This is a genomic window from Exiguobacterium sp. PFWT01 (genome assembly GCF_018255795.1).
Taxonomy (GTDB): Bacteria; Bacillota; Bacilli; order Exiguobacteriales; family Exiguobacteriaceae; genus Exiguobacterium.
This window is the reverse complement of sequence record NZ_CP073755.1, coordinates 929,413-945,316: the sequence shown is the minus strand read 5'-3', so window position 1 is coordinate 945,316 and position 15,904 is coordinate 929,413. Positions and strand designations below refer to the sequence as shown.

Annotated in this window: 12 protein-coding genes and 1 pseudogene; 4 read left to right on the top strand and 9 right to left on the bottom strand. The window is 47.5% G+C overall.

From position 1 onward, the window contains the following. Positions 1–21: 21 nt before the first annotated feature. Positions 22–528, top strand: a complete 507-nt coding sequence (locus KD909_RS04910; protein WP_012726807.1) for a flavodoxin domain-containing protein — start codon at positions 22–24, stop codon at positions 526–528. Beyond that, positions 485–1,525 (top strand): ribonucleotide-diphosphate reductase subunit beta, encoded by a 1,041-nt coding sequence (locus KD909_RS04905; protein WP_047795143.1) that lies wholly within the window; start codon positions 485–487, stop codon positions 1,523–1,525. Before KD909_RS04910 ends, KD909_RS04905 begins: the two co-directional genes overlap by 44 nt. A 79-nt stretch (positions 1,526–1,604) precedes the next feature. On the opposite strand, the gene KD909_RS04900 is transcribed toward KD909_RS04905, so the two are convergent. Both KD909_RS04900 and KD909_RS04895 read right to left on the bottom strand, forming a co-directional pair. Next, a complete protein-coding gene (locus tag KD909_RS04900; RefSeq protein ID WP_211782562.1) occupies positions 1,605–3,293 on the bottom strand; it encodes an N-acetylmuramoyl-L-alanine amidase family protein in 1,689 nt (562 codons plus the stop codon). Between the two features lie 126 nt (positions 3,294–3,419). After that, positions 3,420–4,199, bottom strand: a complete 780-nt coding sequence (locus tag KD909_RS04895) for a nucleotide pyrophosphohydrolase (protein WP_211782561.1) — start codon at positions 4,197–4,199, stop codon at positions 3,420–3,422. A 79-nt stretch (positions 4,200–4,278) separates the two neighbouring features. On the opposite strand from KD909_RS04895, the gene ytvI reads away from it, so the two are divergent. Beyond that, a complete protein-coding gene (ytvI, locus tag KD909_RS04890) occupies positions 4,279–5,412 on the top strand; it encodes a sporulation integral membrane protein YtvI (protein WP_211782560.1) in 1,134 nt (377 codons plus the stop codon). 10 nt (positions 5,413–5,422) lie between these two features. On the opposite strand, the gene KD909_RS04885 is transcribed toward ytvI, so the two are convergent. Beyond that, complete coding sequence (locus KD909_RS04885; protein ID WP_047795139.1) at positions 5,423–6,082, bottom strand: DUF429 domain-containing protein; 660 nt, start codon at positions 6,080–6,082, stop codon at positions 5,423–5,425. 132 nt (positions 6,083–6,214) lie between these two features. Next, entirely contained in the window at positions 6,215–7,654 is a 1,440-nt protein-coding gene (locus tag KD909_RS04880) for a leucyl aminopeptidase (RefSeq protein ID WP_211782559.1), read from the bottom strand. A gap of 325 nt (positions 7,655–7,979) precedes the next feature. Between KD909_RS04880 and ptsP the strand changes: the two genes are divergently transcribed. Next, positions 7,980–9,698, top strand: a complete 1,719-nt coding sequence (gene ptsP, locus KD909_RS04875; RefSeq protein ID WP_047795137.1) for a phosphoenolpyruvate--protein phosphotransferase — start codon at positions 7,980–7,982, stop codon at positions 9,696–9,698. A 50-nt stretch (positions 9,699–9,748) separates the two neighbouring features. Here the strand turns inward: ptsP and KD909_RS04870 are convergent, their stop codons facing one another. The 5 genes and pseudogenes from KD909_RS04870 to KD909_RS04850 all read right to left on the bottom strand — a co-directional run bounded on the left by KD909_RS04870 (position 9,749) and on the right by KD909_RS04850 (position 15,875). After that, positions 9,749–10,582, bottom strand: a complete 834-nt coding sequence (locus tag KD909_RS04870) for an aldo/keto reductase (protein ID WP_211782558.1) — start codon at positions 10,580–10,582, stop codon at positions 9,749–9,751. 127 nt (positions 10,583–10,709) lie between these two features. Beyond that, the gene (gene ptsG, locus KD909_RS04865) at positions 10,710–12,749 is read right to left on the bottom strand and encodes a glucose-specific PTS transporter subunit IIBC (RefSeq protein ID WP_211782557.1); all 2,040 of its coding nucleotides are present in this window, start codon (positions 12,747–12,749) and stop codon (positions 10,710–10,712) included. Positions 12,750–12,886: 137 nt separating this feature from the next. Further along, positions 12,887–14,386: pseudogene (gene ptsG / locus KD909_RS04860) on the bottom strand (glucose-specific PTS transporter subunit IIBC); the annotation flags it as partial. 221 nt (positions 14,387–14,607) lie between these two features. After that, complete coding sequence (glcT, locus tag KD909_RS04855; protein WP_211782556.1) at positions 14,608–15,453, bottom strand: glucose PTS transporter transcription antiterminator GlcT; 846 nt, start codon at positions 15,451–15,453, stop codon at positions 14,608–14,610. Between the two features lie 104 nt (positions 15,454–15,557). Further along, positions 15,558–15,875, bottom strand: a complete 318-nt coding sequence (locus tag KD909_RS04850; RefSeq protein WP_047795135.1) for a YuiB family protein — start codon at positions 15,873–15,875, stop codon at positions 15,558–15,560. Between the last annotated feature and the right edge of the window lie 29 nt (positions 15,876–15,904).

The following is a 15,904-nucleotide window of genomic DNA, read 5'->3' as shown; positions in this document are numbered from 1 at the left end:
TATAGAAAGGTGGTCCACCCTATGAACATCGCAATCATCTGTCATTCGATGAGTGGAAACACGGAAGAAGTGGCATCGCTCATCGAATCGACACATCATCGCCGTGGCGATACGGTCGTCCGCTATGATGCCGATCGCGTCGGATATCGCGAAGCAAAGTCTCTCGCTTCGTTCGACCTCGTCTATTTCGGCTCCTACACGTGGGCAGACGGAATCTTACCAGACGAAATGAAAGATACGTTCCGCCTCGTGTTGAAGGAACTCCAAGTGCCAATTCGACAAGCTGCGGTATTCGGAACGGGTGACAAGATGTTCGTACATTTCTGTCGCGCTGTTGACGAGATGGCGTACCACCTTTCAAAATACGGAATCCCACTTGCCGGGGAACTGCTTAAAATCGAGCAGTCCCCACGTAACCAACCGTTCAACGTCCAACATTGGGCAGAGCGGATGGCTCACCATGTAGAAGAAGGAGTTATGCATCATGTCGATTCAGAAAATCAAATTATTGTCGCCCAAACATCCTAACCGGGCAACCGCCATCATTGGCGGGGAAACGAGTTCGATCGTCAATTGGAACGATATCGCGTATCCTCAGTTCTATACCATTTACAAACAGTTATTATCGAACTTTTGGATTCCTGATGAGATCTCCATGTCTAAGGATATGCAACAATGGCCGCAATTGACTGAACGTGAACAGGATGCATTCAAACGGATCATCGGACTGCTCTCGATTCTCGACTCGGTCCAGACACGATACATCCTCGAGTCTTCCATGTTCTCATCTGACTCATCTGTCCACGCCGTTCTCGCGGTCATCGCACAACAAGAGGTCGTGCATAATCAATCATACAGCTATGTCCTATCAAGTCTCGTGCCGCTCGCTGAACAAAATCGAATCTTTGACATCGCCAAAGACGATGAGATGGTCATGAAGCGCAATCAATTCATCCTGGACTTATATGAAGCGTTCCGCGAGACTCCGAACGCCGAAAATTTTGCGAAATCGCTCGTCGCATCCGTCATTTTGGAAGGCATCAACTTCTATTCAGGCTTCGCCTACTTCTATAACCTTGCCCGTCACCAAAAGATGGTGGGGACATCCACGATGATCAGTTATATCCAGCGCGACGAAATGCAGCATTCTTACTTCATCAGCCAGCTCTTACGTGCCGTACTGACAGAAAATCCTAAGATTGATGAAAACGGACAGTTCAGTCAGTTCGTATACGACACGATGGCAGAAGCGGTCGACCTCGAGATCGAGTGGTGTGAATATGTACTTCGCGACCTTGACGGACTCGACGTCAGTGAAATGCGAGACTACGTCAAGTACTTGGCGAACAAACGCCTCCGCGTCATCGGTCTGAATGACTTGTATGAAGGATTTGACGAAGATGTCATGCCTTGGATCCGTGCATACTCAGATGACTCGCTCAATGCGACAAAATCTGATTTCTTCGAACAAAAGTCACGTTCTTATGCGAAAGTGACAGACGCAAACGGATTTGATGATTTATAAAATTGTACCGAACCGATTAAATCGGTTCGGTTTTTTGATGTACCAAAAAACCCAGACAATAATGTCTGGGTTGATTCAATCAATAATAAGTCTGAACGTACTTGGCAATTCCTTCAGCCACACCTTCTGCCATTCGCTGACGAGACGTGTTACTTCGAAGGTAAGTCAAATCGGTTGGTGATGAGATAAATCCTAATTCGACGAGTGCAGATGGCATTGTATTATACGTAATAACGTAATAATTAGCTGTTTTCACTCCTCGGTTCGACATTCCACTCATTTTACCTGCCAAGTTGCTTTGAATGTTTGAAGCAAGGACACGACTTCGAGCGCTGTGTGCAGACTGAGAAGAATAGAACGTTTCTACCCCTTTCGCAGATGATGAACCGGCTGCGTTGACGTGCATACTTACAAACAAATCACCACGTAACGACTTCGCTGCAGCAACTCGCTGATCTAGAGTCAAATAGACATCAGTTGAACGAGTGAGACGTACATTGTAATCATATTTTGAGCGAAGATAAGCTTCTACACGTTTCGTTACATCGAGGACAATCGTCTTCTCATAGAGAGATCCATTAACTGCTCCTGGGTCTTTTCCACCGTGTCCTGGATCAAGGACGATGACTGTTCCAGTTGATGTGCTCGGCTTAGATGTCATCACGAATGCTGAAGAAATGAAAGCATCTTGTCCGTTAAACTTGATTTTATGGAAACCATTGATTGTCCCATAATGTGAAACAGTTGTTCCATGACTGAGTTGACCAACCACATTCGAATCAAGACTCGCTTTCGAACGAACGTTCAATACATCTCCTGGTGTGTTGATGTATACCGTACCTTTCGGTGCATCTTCCGGCGCAGCCGGGGCTTTCCCTTTCGTCAACCACGAACTCGCTGTGTAGTAGACTTTCGAGCCGATATGAACAGTCGACCAACTCGAATTGTACGCTTTATATGAAACAGCCGTGTATTTCGGAAGAACCAACTGGACTGGAGAGCTTTGCGATGTCCTTCCAAATAGACTAACTTCACGATTTGCGAAACCATCGATAGGCTGATTCGATTCTTTAGGTGCTTCTCCACTAGTTAACCATAAACTAGCTGTGAAATAGACTTTCGAACCAATATGGACCGTGGACCAACTCGAGTTATATTGTTTATACAAAACAGTGGTGTTCTTAGGTAGAGTCATAAGTATCGGAGAACTTTGTGAAGTACGTCCAAATAGTTTAGTAGATTGGTTTGTAAAACCATCTGAAAGATTAGATGATACTTCTATTTTTTTGGATTCAATATAACTTTTTGCAGCGTAATACGTTTTCCCGTTCAGATAGACTTTAGCCCATGATGAATTATGGATTGCGTATTTCACTTCCGTTCCTTTCTTCAACGTGGTTACAATCTTCGCTGAACGACTAGATGAAACTCGGATGTTCAAGTTCGCAGTAGTCACCCCGGTAGACGTTGCCGACTGTGTCGTTAACGAACTTGAAGTGGATGAAAGTTTCCGAATGTACTGGGCCGAGGCATAGTATGTACGATTGTTTACATACACTTTGTTCCAGGACTGATTATACGTCCCATACTTTACTTTCGTGCCTTTTGGTAATGTTTCTACTACCTTCCCACTTAGACTAGGGGATGTACGAATGTTCAAATTGACAGTCGTCTCTCCATTATAAGTAGCAGCTTCGACAGACGGAAGTTGCATCCCTAACAAGAAGACCGTTAAGATGAGGGCAACTTTCAATAGTTTTATTTTCATCCCAAATATTCCTTTCTCATTGCGGCATTTCCTACTAACAACAACTTCATATTAGCATAATGCTTTTTTAAAAAAAGTAAATATTTGAAAAAAAAGATACTTCTTTTGAAAATAAGGTAAATGTTTTTATTTAGCTGGTCGGATAATCAGAAACGTCTCCGCTCCGTAACGTTCAATCGCGACAGTAAAGCCTTCTTTAACCAAAGGATTCTCTGTACCAATCAATCCATCTCGTTTCTGTTGAATCACAAATCCATCCAATCCTTCAATCGCTGCAATGCGATAAAACCGCTCGACATGTTGTTCTCGTTCTATATATCGGTCGAATCGCTCAAATGATTTAACTGGGACCCCGCCCCAATAGCGACCTGGCTGATGCGATAAATATGTTCGCACCGATGTCTCCGTGATCGGGTCCGGCGTGTGGTCAAATCGTCCGAAGTCCCGAGCCGACTTCTCTTCGATGAGGGCAAAGAGTGAATCGAACAGATTGAGATGGTAAGACGCGCCGAGAGACATGACGGCCCGTTGCAATCGCTCGATATGCTGCTGTAGTGATTGTCCTTTACGATTCGGTTTTAACTTCTTATCGCCTTCATAGGCGTTCAAAATCCGTGCCACTTCGCCTGCCTCTTCCACAATTTGAAAATAGAGCTTCTCTTTCGATTCGCTTCCCTCGGCCACTGGTTGTTGTAATGCAATCGCATACTGGTTTGCTAGACACGTGGAGATCACTAGGACATCAAGCAACTCCTCTTTCAGCTCATCCTGCGCCTCTCTCCTTAACGCGCCTCCTACTTCTCCTACTTCTTCTAACAATCGCGCTAACCCGGATAAAGGTCTCCAGTAGCCACCTAAATGAAGAATCATCGAATCGATTTTTTGTTGAACTTCTCTCACGCTCATTCACCTATCTTTCTGCTTTATTTACCGCTTACATGATATACTATGCTCAACCTAATTGTCTGGAAAGGGTGGGTTCCACATGTCATCGGCAAGACTTTGGCAATTGCTTCGGTTTGTCCTCGTCGTCATCGGTTTCTTTTTAATCACGTGGCTATTGAACATACTTTTTGAATATACATATCCGTTCGTGTTCGCCCTGCTCTTATCCTTGATGACCGTTCCGCTCGTCAACTTTTTCGAGCGAAAAACAAATATGCCTCGTGCACTCGGCACTCTCATTTCCTTAATCATCGTGCTCAGCATCGTCGTTGGAATCATCACCATCGTCATCATCCAATTGATTCATTATGCGACGGTGGCAGCGGAACGACTCCCTGAACAAATTGAAACACTCACCGAGTTTATCCAACGACTGTTCAATGAGAAAATTGCACCGCTCGTCAACGATGCATATGAGAGCTATCAGCAGTTAAATCCCGGACAGACGACATCGCTCGAGGGAGGAATCACCGAACTCGGTGTCCAACTCGCTGCAGCTATCGGCGTCCTGTCCCGTGGTGTGGCCAGTGTGCTACAAAACATGTTAGCGGCGCTCCCGCTCGTCTTGTTGCTCGTAGTCGTCATTGTGCTCGCTTGGTTCTTCATCACAAAGGATTGGCCGGTATACGTCAACTCATTGAATCGTCTGAACAAGCGGAAAGGATTCAAAGAATTCGAGGAAGTGATGATCAACCTCAAGTCTGCCCTATTTGGATACGTCCGTGCCCAGTTCACGCTCATCTCCATCACATTCGGGATCGTCTTGATCGGCATGCTCATCCTCCGTGTTGACAATCCACTCTCGTTCGCTTTACTCGCGGGGTTCTTTGACCTCTTGCCTTATTTGGGGGTCGGGACGTTACTCATTCCTTGGGCCGCCTATGCCGCGGTGACAGGTGATTGGTTCGTGGCCATCGGATTGGTCGTGTTGTATATCATCGTCATCGTCCAACGCAATTTAGCTGAACCGAAGATTGTCGGTTCCCATATCGGACTGAACCCGCTTGTCGCACTCATCTCCATCTTCGTTGGACTGAAGCTATTCGGTGTCCTCGGCTTTATCGTCGGACCCGTCCTTGCCGTCCTATTAAAAGCCGTATACAATGCCAAAGTGTTTCACTACATATGGCGATTTATCGTCGGTCCGCCTACGACGACAGCAAAAGAGCGATGAAATGTTGATTTCATCGCTCTTTTTTCATTTGAGGTACAGCCACTACGGGTTGATCGGATTCTGCCGGCTGGAGCGAGAGACCACTTGTCCCCGCTTCATAGGCAGCTACCGCCAAGATGCACGCATCGATAATATCGTCGATTTGGACGTTCGACATCTTCCATTTCCATGGAGAACTTTTCGAGTATTGCCGAAGTAACTCGATTCGCTCATCCTGCCCTTCGACCGTCTTTTTCGAATGACTTGCCTCATGTCCCATCATGACCGAGAAACAAACTTCCGGATGTGATTCGTAAACGTCAGATGCCTTCACCTGCTGAAACTCGCGAATCCGGGGAACAAGATTCCACGCTTGTTTACTAATCCCTTTACCAACCAACGCCCGACTCCTTTCATTCGCTTCCTCATAAGTCGCTTCGTGTAACACCTCTTGAATCGGCGGAGTGAAGACGGACGACTTTCGTTGGCTGAGTCGGCAACGCATCCACGCATCGCATTCGCGGCTCGGATGGTCGACCGTCCCTAAATCTTTCGGCATATCCACAAAATGCATGGCACCATCAATCAGTAACTCCTCCAACGTCTCCGAAATCGTTAAACAAAGTGAGATGCTGTCGTATGTGATCCGTACCCAGCCGCCACGTGCACCATCAATTCCTACTCCTACCATGTCGTACCTCCTGTAACATCATCAACACGCCAAATACGGCGAGAAACACTGTACTCCCTAACCAAATACGGTTCGGCCAAACCGTGTAGCATAGGCCACACAGAATCGCCAAACCGATTACGCCACCTGCTCTTACCGCTCCCACGATTCAATCATCCGTGCGAGAGTTCGAACCATGACACCCGTCGGCCCCTTCGGACCGAGGTCATTCGCTGCCGCTCGTTCGCTCGTTCCTGCAATATCGAGATGTAGCCATGGTGTATCGCCGACAAACTCACCGACAAATGCGCCACCAAAAATCATATGCCCGAAACGACCTGGTGAGTTGTTCAAGTCGGCAACTTCCGATTTTCTCACCTTGTCGATGAAGACATCGAAATATGGCATCTGCCACACGAGTTCGTTCGTCTCACGGCTCGCCTCTTCAAGCGAACGATAGAGGGTATCGTCGTTCGTTAGACAGCCCGTCACGTCTGTCCCGAGGGCGACGAGAACGCCACCTGTGAGCGTAGCCACATCGATGATGGCTTTTGGTTCATACGTTTTCGCAAACGTGACCGCATCCGCTAACACAAGACGTCCTTCTGCATCCGTGTTCAATACTTCGATCGTCTTTCCATTCATGGCCGTGATCACATCATCTGGTTTGAACGCATCTCCAGAAATCATATTGTCGGTCGCACCGATGATGCCAATCACGTTCCGTTTTGGTCGCGTCAATCCGAGGGTTTCGAACAATCCGAGGACGGTAGCAGCGCCACCCATATCCCCTTTCATCCCGACGATGCCATCTTTCGGCTTGATTGAATAGCCGCCTGTGTCGAACGTGACACCCTTCCCGACAATGGCAATCGGAGCTTCTTCTGCCCCACGATACTCGAGTACAATCAATTTTGGAGGAATCGTCGACCCTTGGTTGACTGCGAGCAATGCCCCCATCCCGAGTCCTTCCATTTCTTCTTTTTCAAGGATGCGGTATTTGAAATCATGACGTTTCGCCAACTCAACCGCGTAATCCGCTAACGTCTCCGCCGTCAAAATATTGGCCGGCATCATCGTCAATGTACGGGCGACATTGACCCCTTTCCCATAAGCCGCACCCGCATCGATATCCGTCTGATCCACGTCACCGAGCAACGTGATTGTCGGTTCTTCGACAGCTTCTTTTGGAGCAGACTTATATGTAGGATGGGCATACGTCGCCATTTCATATGCTTCTGTGAATATGCGTGCCGCACCGTCCGTAAACGTATCAAGCGCTACGGCGACGTCCTTCAATCCACGTGACTTGATCAGTTTCGAGACTTTCCCGAACCAATTCCGAACGTTCTCGGTCGTCATGTCATTTCGTTGGCCGAGTCCGACAAATAAGACACGCGCCGTCTCCCCCGTGAATGTCGGAAGGATTGTCACTTCCCCCGTCTTCGTAGAGAGGTCTCCTGATTGAATGAGTGCTTTGACGCGTCCACCAAACAATGTGTCGAGTCCTTCATCGATAGAGTCAGCCGCTCCGATCCCAACGACGATTGTCTCGTAAGTATCGGTCCAATTTAATTGAGCAATTTGATACATATTGCCACTTCCCTTCTATATATATGGTAAGCATAACGAACTTCTCCAAAATAATGAAATAGTATGCGTAAGAGTCAAGAAATCTTCGAATTCATGGGCTATCTCCTCGTTGTGACGTTGTTTTATTTTATGATAGGATAAGAAAGTACGCAATCGGGCTTCTCTTCATCGTGAAGTGAGGCCAATTTGACTGGTCGAGGCTTCCCCTAGTCGTAGACCGTTGCTACTTTAACTTTCCCCGTTCTCGTTAATTCTTTTTTCTTTTCGGGTATGAAGTAACGAGGCAGGAAAGTACACTATTTCTTTGAAAAGAGGGACTACGCTTATGTCACACATTAAAGGTATTGGTGCATCTGCAGGGATTGCAGTTGCAAAAGCATTCGTCATGGAGACACCTTCATTCGATATCCCATCACACAAGATTGAAGATGTCGCTGCAGAAAAGGCTCGTTTCCAAGATGCAATCGCACAATCTAAAACGGAGCTTGAAGCCATTCGCGAACATACACTTCGTGAGCTCGGTCCAGACAAAGCCGAGATTTTCTCAGCTCACCTTTTAATCGTTGAGGACCCAGAAATCGTATCGCAAGTGAACGACAAAATTGAAAGCGAAAACATGAACGCTGCGAAGGCACTTGACGAAGTTGCCCAAACGATGGTCATGATTTTCGAATCAATGGATAACGAATACATGCGCGAACGTGCGGCTGATGTTCGTGACGTCACAAAACGTGTCATGGCTCACATTCTCGGAGTGACATTCGTGACTCCAGCTTCGATTTCAGAAGAAGTCATCATCATCGCAGAGGACTTGACGCCTTCAGATACGGCACAACTTAACCGTAAATACGTCAAAGGATTCGCGACGAACATCGGTGGACGTACGTCTCACTCTGCCATCATGTCACGCTCACTTGAAATTCCGGCCGTCGTTGGAACAAAAGTGGCACTTGAAGAAATCAAAAACGGTGACCTCGTCATCATCGACGGAACAGAAGGTGACGTCTTCGTCAACCCTTCAGAAGATCTTGTCAAAGAGTACGAAGGCAAACGTGCTGATTTTGAAGCGTACAAAGAAGAGTTGAAGCAACTCGTCAACGAAGAGTCGATCACAGCGGACGGTCACAAAGTGAAGCTTGCTGCGAACATCGGGACACCGAACGACCTCGAAGGCGTTTTGAAAAACGGTTCAGATGCGATCGGGCTCTATCGTACGGAGTTCCTATATATGGACTCTGAAACGTTCCCGACCGAAGAAGAGCAATACACAGCATACAAAACGGTTCTTGAAGGGATGGAAGGCAAGCAAGTCGTCATCCGTACACTCGACATCGGTGGCGACAAAGAGTTGTCATACCTTGACCTCCCGAAAGAAATGAACCCGTTCCTCGGCTATCGTGCCATCCGCCTTTGCCTCGAGGAAACAGATTTGTTCCGCACACAACTTCGCGCCCTTCTCCGTGCCTCAGCTCACGGGAACCTCGCCATCATGTTCCCAATGATTGCGACACTCGAAGAGTTCCGCGCGGCGAAAGCCCTTCTTCTCGAAGAAGAAGCGAAGTTGAAAGAAGAAGGAATCGAAGTCGGACAATATGAGACTGGAATGATGGTTGAAATTCCATCAACGGCTGTCATGGCGAAACAATTCGCAAAAGAAGTCGACTTCTTCTCAGTCGGTACAAACGACTTGATTCAATACACGATGGCGGCTGACCGGATGAACGAAAAAGTTTCTTACTTGTACCAACCGTTCAACCCTGCCATCTTGAACCTTCTCCACAACGTCATCACAGAAGCACACAAAGCTGGCAAATGGGTCGGCATGTGTGGAGAGATGGCTGGAGAAGAACTCGCGATTCCAATCCTTCTCGGTCTTGGTCTCGACGAATTCTCAATGTCCGCTTCAAGCGTCCTTCGTGCGCGTAGCCTCGTGAAACGCTTGACGAAGTCGGAAACAGAAGCAATCGTCAACGAAGTCCTCAACATGGACACAGCTGAAGAAGTCGTGAACTTCCTTAGCGAAAAGTTCGACATTAAAAAATAATGGCAAAAGTCCTTCTCTCGAGCGAGAGAAGGACTTTTTTACATACTGCATTAGAAATCAAAATCGTCTGGGTCCGGACCGACACGTTTATGCTGGTCGAGTGCATCGATTCGTTCCATTTGATCATTGGTCAACTCAAAGTCATGTACATCGAAGTTTTCTGCGATTCGATGTGGTTTGATGGATTTCGGAATAATCACCCATCCCGTTTGGAGATGCCACCGTAACAACACCTGGGCGACGGAACGATTGACTTCTTTCGCGACCTCTACTAAAGTCTGCTCTTCGAACAACCCGCCCTGCATAAGTGGTGCCCAAGCGACCGGTACGATGCCGTGCTCGCTCATGTACGATGCTAACTCGGTTTGACGAAGCAACGGATGCCGTTCAACCTGGTTCACAGCTGGAACGAGGTCACTGTTTTCAGCCAATGTCTCGAGGTGATGGATTTGGAAATTACTCACACCGACTGCCCCGACACGCCCCTCTCGATACAATTGTTCAAGGGCACGCCAAGAGTCAACGATTTTGTCTTCCACCGGCCAATGAATCAAATACAAATCCAATTGTTCTAAGCCGAGGCGTTCGAGTGAAGCTTCATACGCAGCGATAGCTGATTCATAACCTTGATCGGCATTCCAAAGTTTTGAGGTGATGAACAAATCATCCCGAGAAATATTTGCGATTTCCATCCCTTTTCGGATTCCGACACCGACACCCTCTTCATTCTCATAAACAGCTGCCGTATCGATATGACGGTATCCTTGACGAATCGCCTCGACGACGGCATCGATGACCGTATCTCCGTCTTCTACTTTGAAGACACCTAGTCCGATGGCAGGAAGAACTTTCTGACCGTGATTCAACTCTATAGATTGTTTCATTTGTACCCCTTCTTTCGTGAGAATTCTCCTTCACTATAAAGGGGATTCTCCTTTTGTGGAGTAAGGCACATTGAAGTAACTGCATAAGAAGAGCCGCCCCATTACTGGAGCGGCGTGTGAGACTCGGTTATTCTGTACCTCTGTCATCGGCTCTAAAGTCGAGCGCTTCCCCTGCGACGACCGTCTCACCGAACGGTACGACGACGACCTTTCCGTCTCCGTTCGTCCAGATGATCGGTGTGATCAGTGACGGAACTTTATCTCGAATCGCGCTAAGATCGACTTCAAGAAGGACATCTCCCGCTTCGACCCGGGCGCCTTCTTCGACTTTCGCCGTGAATCCTTCCCCTTTCAGATTGACCGTATCGAGACCGACATGAATCAACAGTTCACGTCCATCGTCAGCCAAAATACCGATCGCATGTTTCGTCGGGAAGAATGTCGTGATTTGACCCGTCACCGGCGAAACGACCTGACCTGAGCTCGGTTCAATCGCAAATCCTTCTCCCATCATGCGACCCGAGAAGACTTGATCCGGCACATCATCGAGTGATAACAGGACACCCGACATCGGAGCGAGGAAGCGATGATCGGCTTGTTCAGCCGCTTCCGGTGTAATGACTGCCTTCTCTACTTTCTCTTTCGGTTTGTATTCGCCACCTTCGATGATGGTCGCGATTTGTGATTTGAGCGTATCCGATTTTGGTCCGAAGATGGCTTGGATATTGTCTCCCACTTCAAGCACACCAGCGGCACCAAGATCTTTTAAGAGATCTTTATCGACTTGTTTCACATCATTCACCGTGACACGGAGACGCGTGATACATGCATCTAAATGCTTAATGTTTTCAGGACCACCGAGTCCGAAGAGCACTTCATATGGCAAGTCGTCCCCAATCCCCGCTTTGTCCCCTTTCGTGCCAGTCTGCACGTCACGTCCAGGAATTTTCAGGTCAAACTTCGTAATAGCGAATCGGAATCCAAAGTAGTAGATGACCGCAAAGACGAGACCAACCGGGATGACGAGCCACCAGGCCGTCCGGTTCGGCAGGACCCCGAAGAGCAGATAGTCAATGAGACCACCAGAGAAGGTCATCCCAATCTTGACGTTCAGTAAATGCATCGTCATGAAGGAGAGACCGGCAAAGACGGCGTGAATTCCGAAGAGAAGTGGTGCAACGAAAACGAATGAGAATTCGACTGGTTCTGTGATCCCTGTCAAGAATGACGTAAGGGCAGCCGAGAAATAGAGACCCTCGACGTCTTTCCGCCGTTCTTTCGGAACCGTGTGGAACATGGCGAGACAGGCTGCTGGTAAGCCGAACATCATGAACGGGAATTTCCCGGTCATGTACGTACCGGCTGTGAATTCCACGCCGTCACGCAGTTGTGCGAAGAAGATCCGCTGGTCACCTTGTACGAGATCACCGGCTTGGTTCGTATACTCTCCGAATTGGAACCAGAATGGAGAATACCAAATATGGTGAAGACCGAACGGAATCAAGGAACGTTCTACTAATCCAAAGATGAATGCTGATAAGGCAACGTTTGCCTCGATGACCGTACTTGAGAACGTGTTGATCGCATTCCCAATCGGTGGCCATATATATGCGAGCGCAATCCCGATAATCAAACTGAATGCGGCCGTCGCAATCGGGACGAACCGCTTCCCTGCAAAGAACCCTAAGAAATCTGGCAACTTGATGTTGAAATACTTGTTGTATGCGTAGGCTGCAACAAGACCTGCGATAATACCCCCGAATACCCCCATTTGGAGTGTCGGGATACCGAGAACGGTCGCATACTGCGGATCACCTTGAGCGATTTCCGCGGTAATCCCATTCCACGTGCTGATGACTTTGTTCATGATCAAATAACCGACAATGGCTGCTAGACCAGCAACCCCATCTCCGTTCGCCAGGCCGATCGCGACCCCGACGGCAAACAGCAACCCTAAGTTTGCGAAGACGATGTCCCCGGCATCTGTCATGACTTGCCAAATCAGGACAAGTGAGTCATTCGCCAGAAACGGGAGCAATTCAACGAGGTCCGGGTTTTGGAATGCGGTACCAAACGCCAAGAGAAGACCGGCTGCCGGTAAGATTGCAACCGGAAGCATGAGTGCTTTCCCGACCCGTTGTAAAACGCCAAACACTTTCTTCCACATCATGGTTCCCTCCTTTGTCAGAATACTTACTTTTTCCCTCTAACGTTTGGATGAAACCGTTTCACATAAAAAGAAAAGACCAACCCCGAAGGATTGGTCTAGGTCATCAATTAGTTAGCTTTCTTTTCGTTACCTGAAGCGATGACCGCTTGGATTTCTGATTTCAATGCGTCCGAACGTGGTCCGAAGATTGCTTGAATGTTGTTACCAACTTCAAGGACTCCAGATGCACCAAGGCGTTTCAACTCATCTTTGTTGACTTGGTTCTTATCTTTTACTTCGACACGAAGACGTGTGATACATGCATCGAGGTGCTTGATGTTTTGTGAGCCACCAAGACCGACGAGGATATCTTGTGCAAGTTCCGAACCAGTAGCTGTTGACTGTTCAACAACTTCATCTTCACGACCTGGTGTTTTAAGGTTGAATTTGCGGATAACGAAACGGAATCCGAAGTAGTAAACAACCGCGAACACGAGACCGACTGGAATAACGAGCCACCAAGCCGTACGACCTGGAAGAACACCGAAGAGCAAGAAGTCGATCAAACCACCCGAGAACGTCATCCCGATTTTCACGTTCAAGATGTGCATTGTCATGAATGAAAGACCTGCGAATACTGCGTGTACTGCGAAGAGAAGTGGTGCTACGAACAAGAATGAGAACTCGATTGGTTCTGTGATACCAGTCAAGAACGATGTAAGGGCAGCAGAAGCCAAGAGACCACCGACAACCGCTTTACGCTCAGGACGTGCTTCGTGATACATCGCGAGTGCTGCTGCAGGAAGACCGAACATCATGAACGGGAATTTACCAGTCATGAACGTACCTGCCGTCAATTCAGCGCCGTCACGAATTTGTGCGAAGAAGATCGCTTGGTCACCACGTACAACGTTACCCGCTGCATCTGTGTATGAACCGAATTCAAACCAGAATGGTGAGTAGAAGATGTGGTGAAGACCGAATGGAATCAATGAACGTTCGATTAAACCGAAGATGAACGCTGCAAATGTACGGTTTTCATTCAACATGAAGTTTGAGAATGAGTTCAATCCGTGCTGAACTGGTGGCCATACTAATAGTAAAACGAAACCAGCAACAACGGCTGCAACTGCCGTTACGATTGGAACGAAACGTTTACCAGCGAAGAAACCAAGGAACTGTGGCAATTCGATATTGAAGTACTTGTTATAGGCCCATGCGGCGATGAGACCCATGATGATCCCTCCGAATACCCCTGTTTGGAGCGTTGGGATACCGAGTACGTTCGCGTAAGCCGGGTCACCTTGTGCTAACACTTCAGGTGTGAGTTCGAGCCAAACACCCATGACTTTGTTCATGATCAAGAATCCAACGATTGCTGCAAGTCCGGCTACGCCGTCACCTGCTAAACCGATGGCGACACCGACTGCGAACAAGAGCGCCAAGTTCGAGAAGATGATTCCACCTGCTTGCTCCATCAATTGAGCGAATTTCACGACGCCTTCGTTCGTTAACCAACCAGCGCGTGATGTAAGTTGTGGGTTTTGCATTGCGTTACCGAATGCAAGAAGAAGACCGGCTGCCGGCAAGATTGCAACAGGAAGCATAAGTGCTTTACCGACTTTTTGAAGAACACCAAAGATCTGCTTAAACATCAACATTTCCTCCTTTTTTTAAGTACGTATAAACAATATGATAGCGGCGTAGATGTCAGACAACCGACGTATCTAAACGTTTTCATAAATCACGTTTATAAAAACAGAAAAGGCATGAATAAGGATAGAACGTAGACCTCTCCCAATGGAGACATCACATAACGTTCCACTCCTTACTCATGCCTGATCGAATCAGTAACACGTAAGACACGTGGTATCATTTATCTACTTGTTAGGCGCTGGAGATGCATCGTCAAATATGTCGCTTCACCTCGTGGGACGGGACGCTTTAATTCGCGTTCCATGATGCCCATCAGCTCCCAAGCAGTACTATAGCATAGCGGATATTCGTCGCGCAACACCTTTTCAATTTTTTGTGGTGCCTCGACTGTCTCACCCGTCGCAACCCGCTCAACGGCGTACCTTAAGTGCCGAAGTAAGCGCTTATAATCGAGTGACGTCCGGTCCATTTTCACGTTCAAACGACTCTCAATCGTTTGCACAATCTGCCCGATGATTTGATTATGACGGTTGACCTCGAGGACGTTTTTGAACGTCGTCGCCGAGTGGATATGAAGGGCGATAAACCCAGTCTCCGCATCTGGGAGCAAAACGTTCAATCGTTCATGGAACATATCGACGATTCGTTCCGCAAGTGCAAACTCGTTCGGGTAGAGTGATTCCGTCTCGAGTAAAAACGGATTCGTCACTTCCATCCCTTGTTCGATTCGCTTCATCGTGAAGAACAGGTGGTCGGTCAAACCGATATGGATGTGCTCATCGACTTTTTTGCCCGTACTCGTCTCAATGAAGGCGACAATCTCTTGCATGAACGCAATGAAGTCCTCGTCGACATGTTTGACGAGTTCTTGATATTGAGATTGCTCTTCTTTATCTGTCAGCTGATACACTTTCTCCGGGACGCTGGCCGGGTCGACGAGGTCGCCTGGTTTTTTGCCAAAGCCAATCCCCTTCCCGAGTAGAATGACTTCCGGATCCGTATCATGTTGACAAATGACAACGCTATTATTCAACACTTTTTTGATCGTATACATCGGTAATGTCATTCGCATCGCATCCCTTACTAAAAATCGTTTCGCTATCTAGTATATCGGTTCATGCCCTAAAAAAGTAGGGACAAAACAAAAAAGGCGAACATTTCTGTCGCCATTTAAAACATTGAATAACCGCTCTTTCGTAAGAAACGAATCGTCACACCAGCTAGAATTGCACCGAGCAATCCAAAGCCGAGCATGAATAGATCGAGAAGTTGCAACCCGACGAGTCCTTCATAGACACTCGTGAGCGCGGTCGATGTCTCGGTCACGTAACTCGAAAGTTTGACATTATCAATCATCATGATGACAAAAATTGGATAAATGAACACGAGTGTCCATGTCTTTTTAAGTAACATATTCAAGATGAAGCCGATACTGAAAAAAATCGTCATATATAAAACGGCTCCAATGACTGCTTGGATAATATGCATGTGTTGCCCCCCCTTGTCCGCTCTTCATT

Excerpts from the sequence above, each read along its gene's own strand:
- KD909_RS04910 (WP_012726807.1), top strand. The coding sequence starts at position 22 with ATGAACATCGCAATCATCTGTCATTCGATGAGTGGAAACACGGAAGAA.
- KD909_RS04905 (WP_047795143.1), top strand. The coding sequence starts at position 485 with ATGTCGATTCAGAAAATCAAATTATTGTCGCCCAAACATCCTAACCGG.
- KD909_RS04900 (WP_211782562.1), bottom strand. The coding sequence starts at position 3,293 with ATGAAAATAAAACTATTGAAAGTTGCCCTCATCTTAACGGTCTTCTTG.
- KD909_RS04895 (WP_211782561.1), bottom strand. The coding sequence starts at position 4,199 with ATGAGCGTGAGAGAAGTTCAACAAAAAATCGATTCGATGATTCTTCAT.
- ytvI (WP_211782560.1), top strand. The coding sequence starts at position 4,279 with ATGTCATCGGCAAGACTTTGGCAATTGCTTCGGTTTGTCCTCGTCGTC.
- KD909_RS04885 (WP_047795139.1), bottom strand. The coding sequence starts at position 6,082 with ATGGTAGGAGTAGGAATTGATGGTGCACGTGGCGGCTGGGTACGGATC.
- KD909_RS04880 (WP_211782559.1), bottom strand. The coding sequence starts at position 7,654 with ATGTATCAAATTGCTCAATTAAATTGGACCGATACTTACGAGACAATC.
- ptsP (WP_047795137.1), top strand. The coding sequence starts at position 7,980 with ATGTCACACATTAAAGGTATTGGTGCATCTGCAGGGATTGCAGTTGCA.
- KD909_RS04870 (WP_211782558.1), bottom strand. The coding sequence starts at position 10,582 with ATGAAACAATCTATAGAGTTGAATCACGGTCAGAAAGTTCTTCCTGCC.
- ptsG (WP_211782557.1), bottom strand. The coding sequence starts at position 12,749 with ATGTGGAAGAAAGTGTTTGGCGTTTTACAACGGGTCGGGAAAGCACTC.
- glcT (WP_211782556.1), bottom strand. The coding sequence starts at position 15,453 with ATGACATTACCGATGTATACGATCAAAAAAGTGTTGAATAATAGCGTT.
- KD909_RS04850 (WP_047795135.1), bottom strand. The coding sequence starts at position 15,875 with ATGCATATTATCCAAGCAGTCATTGGAGCCGTTTTATATATGACGATT.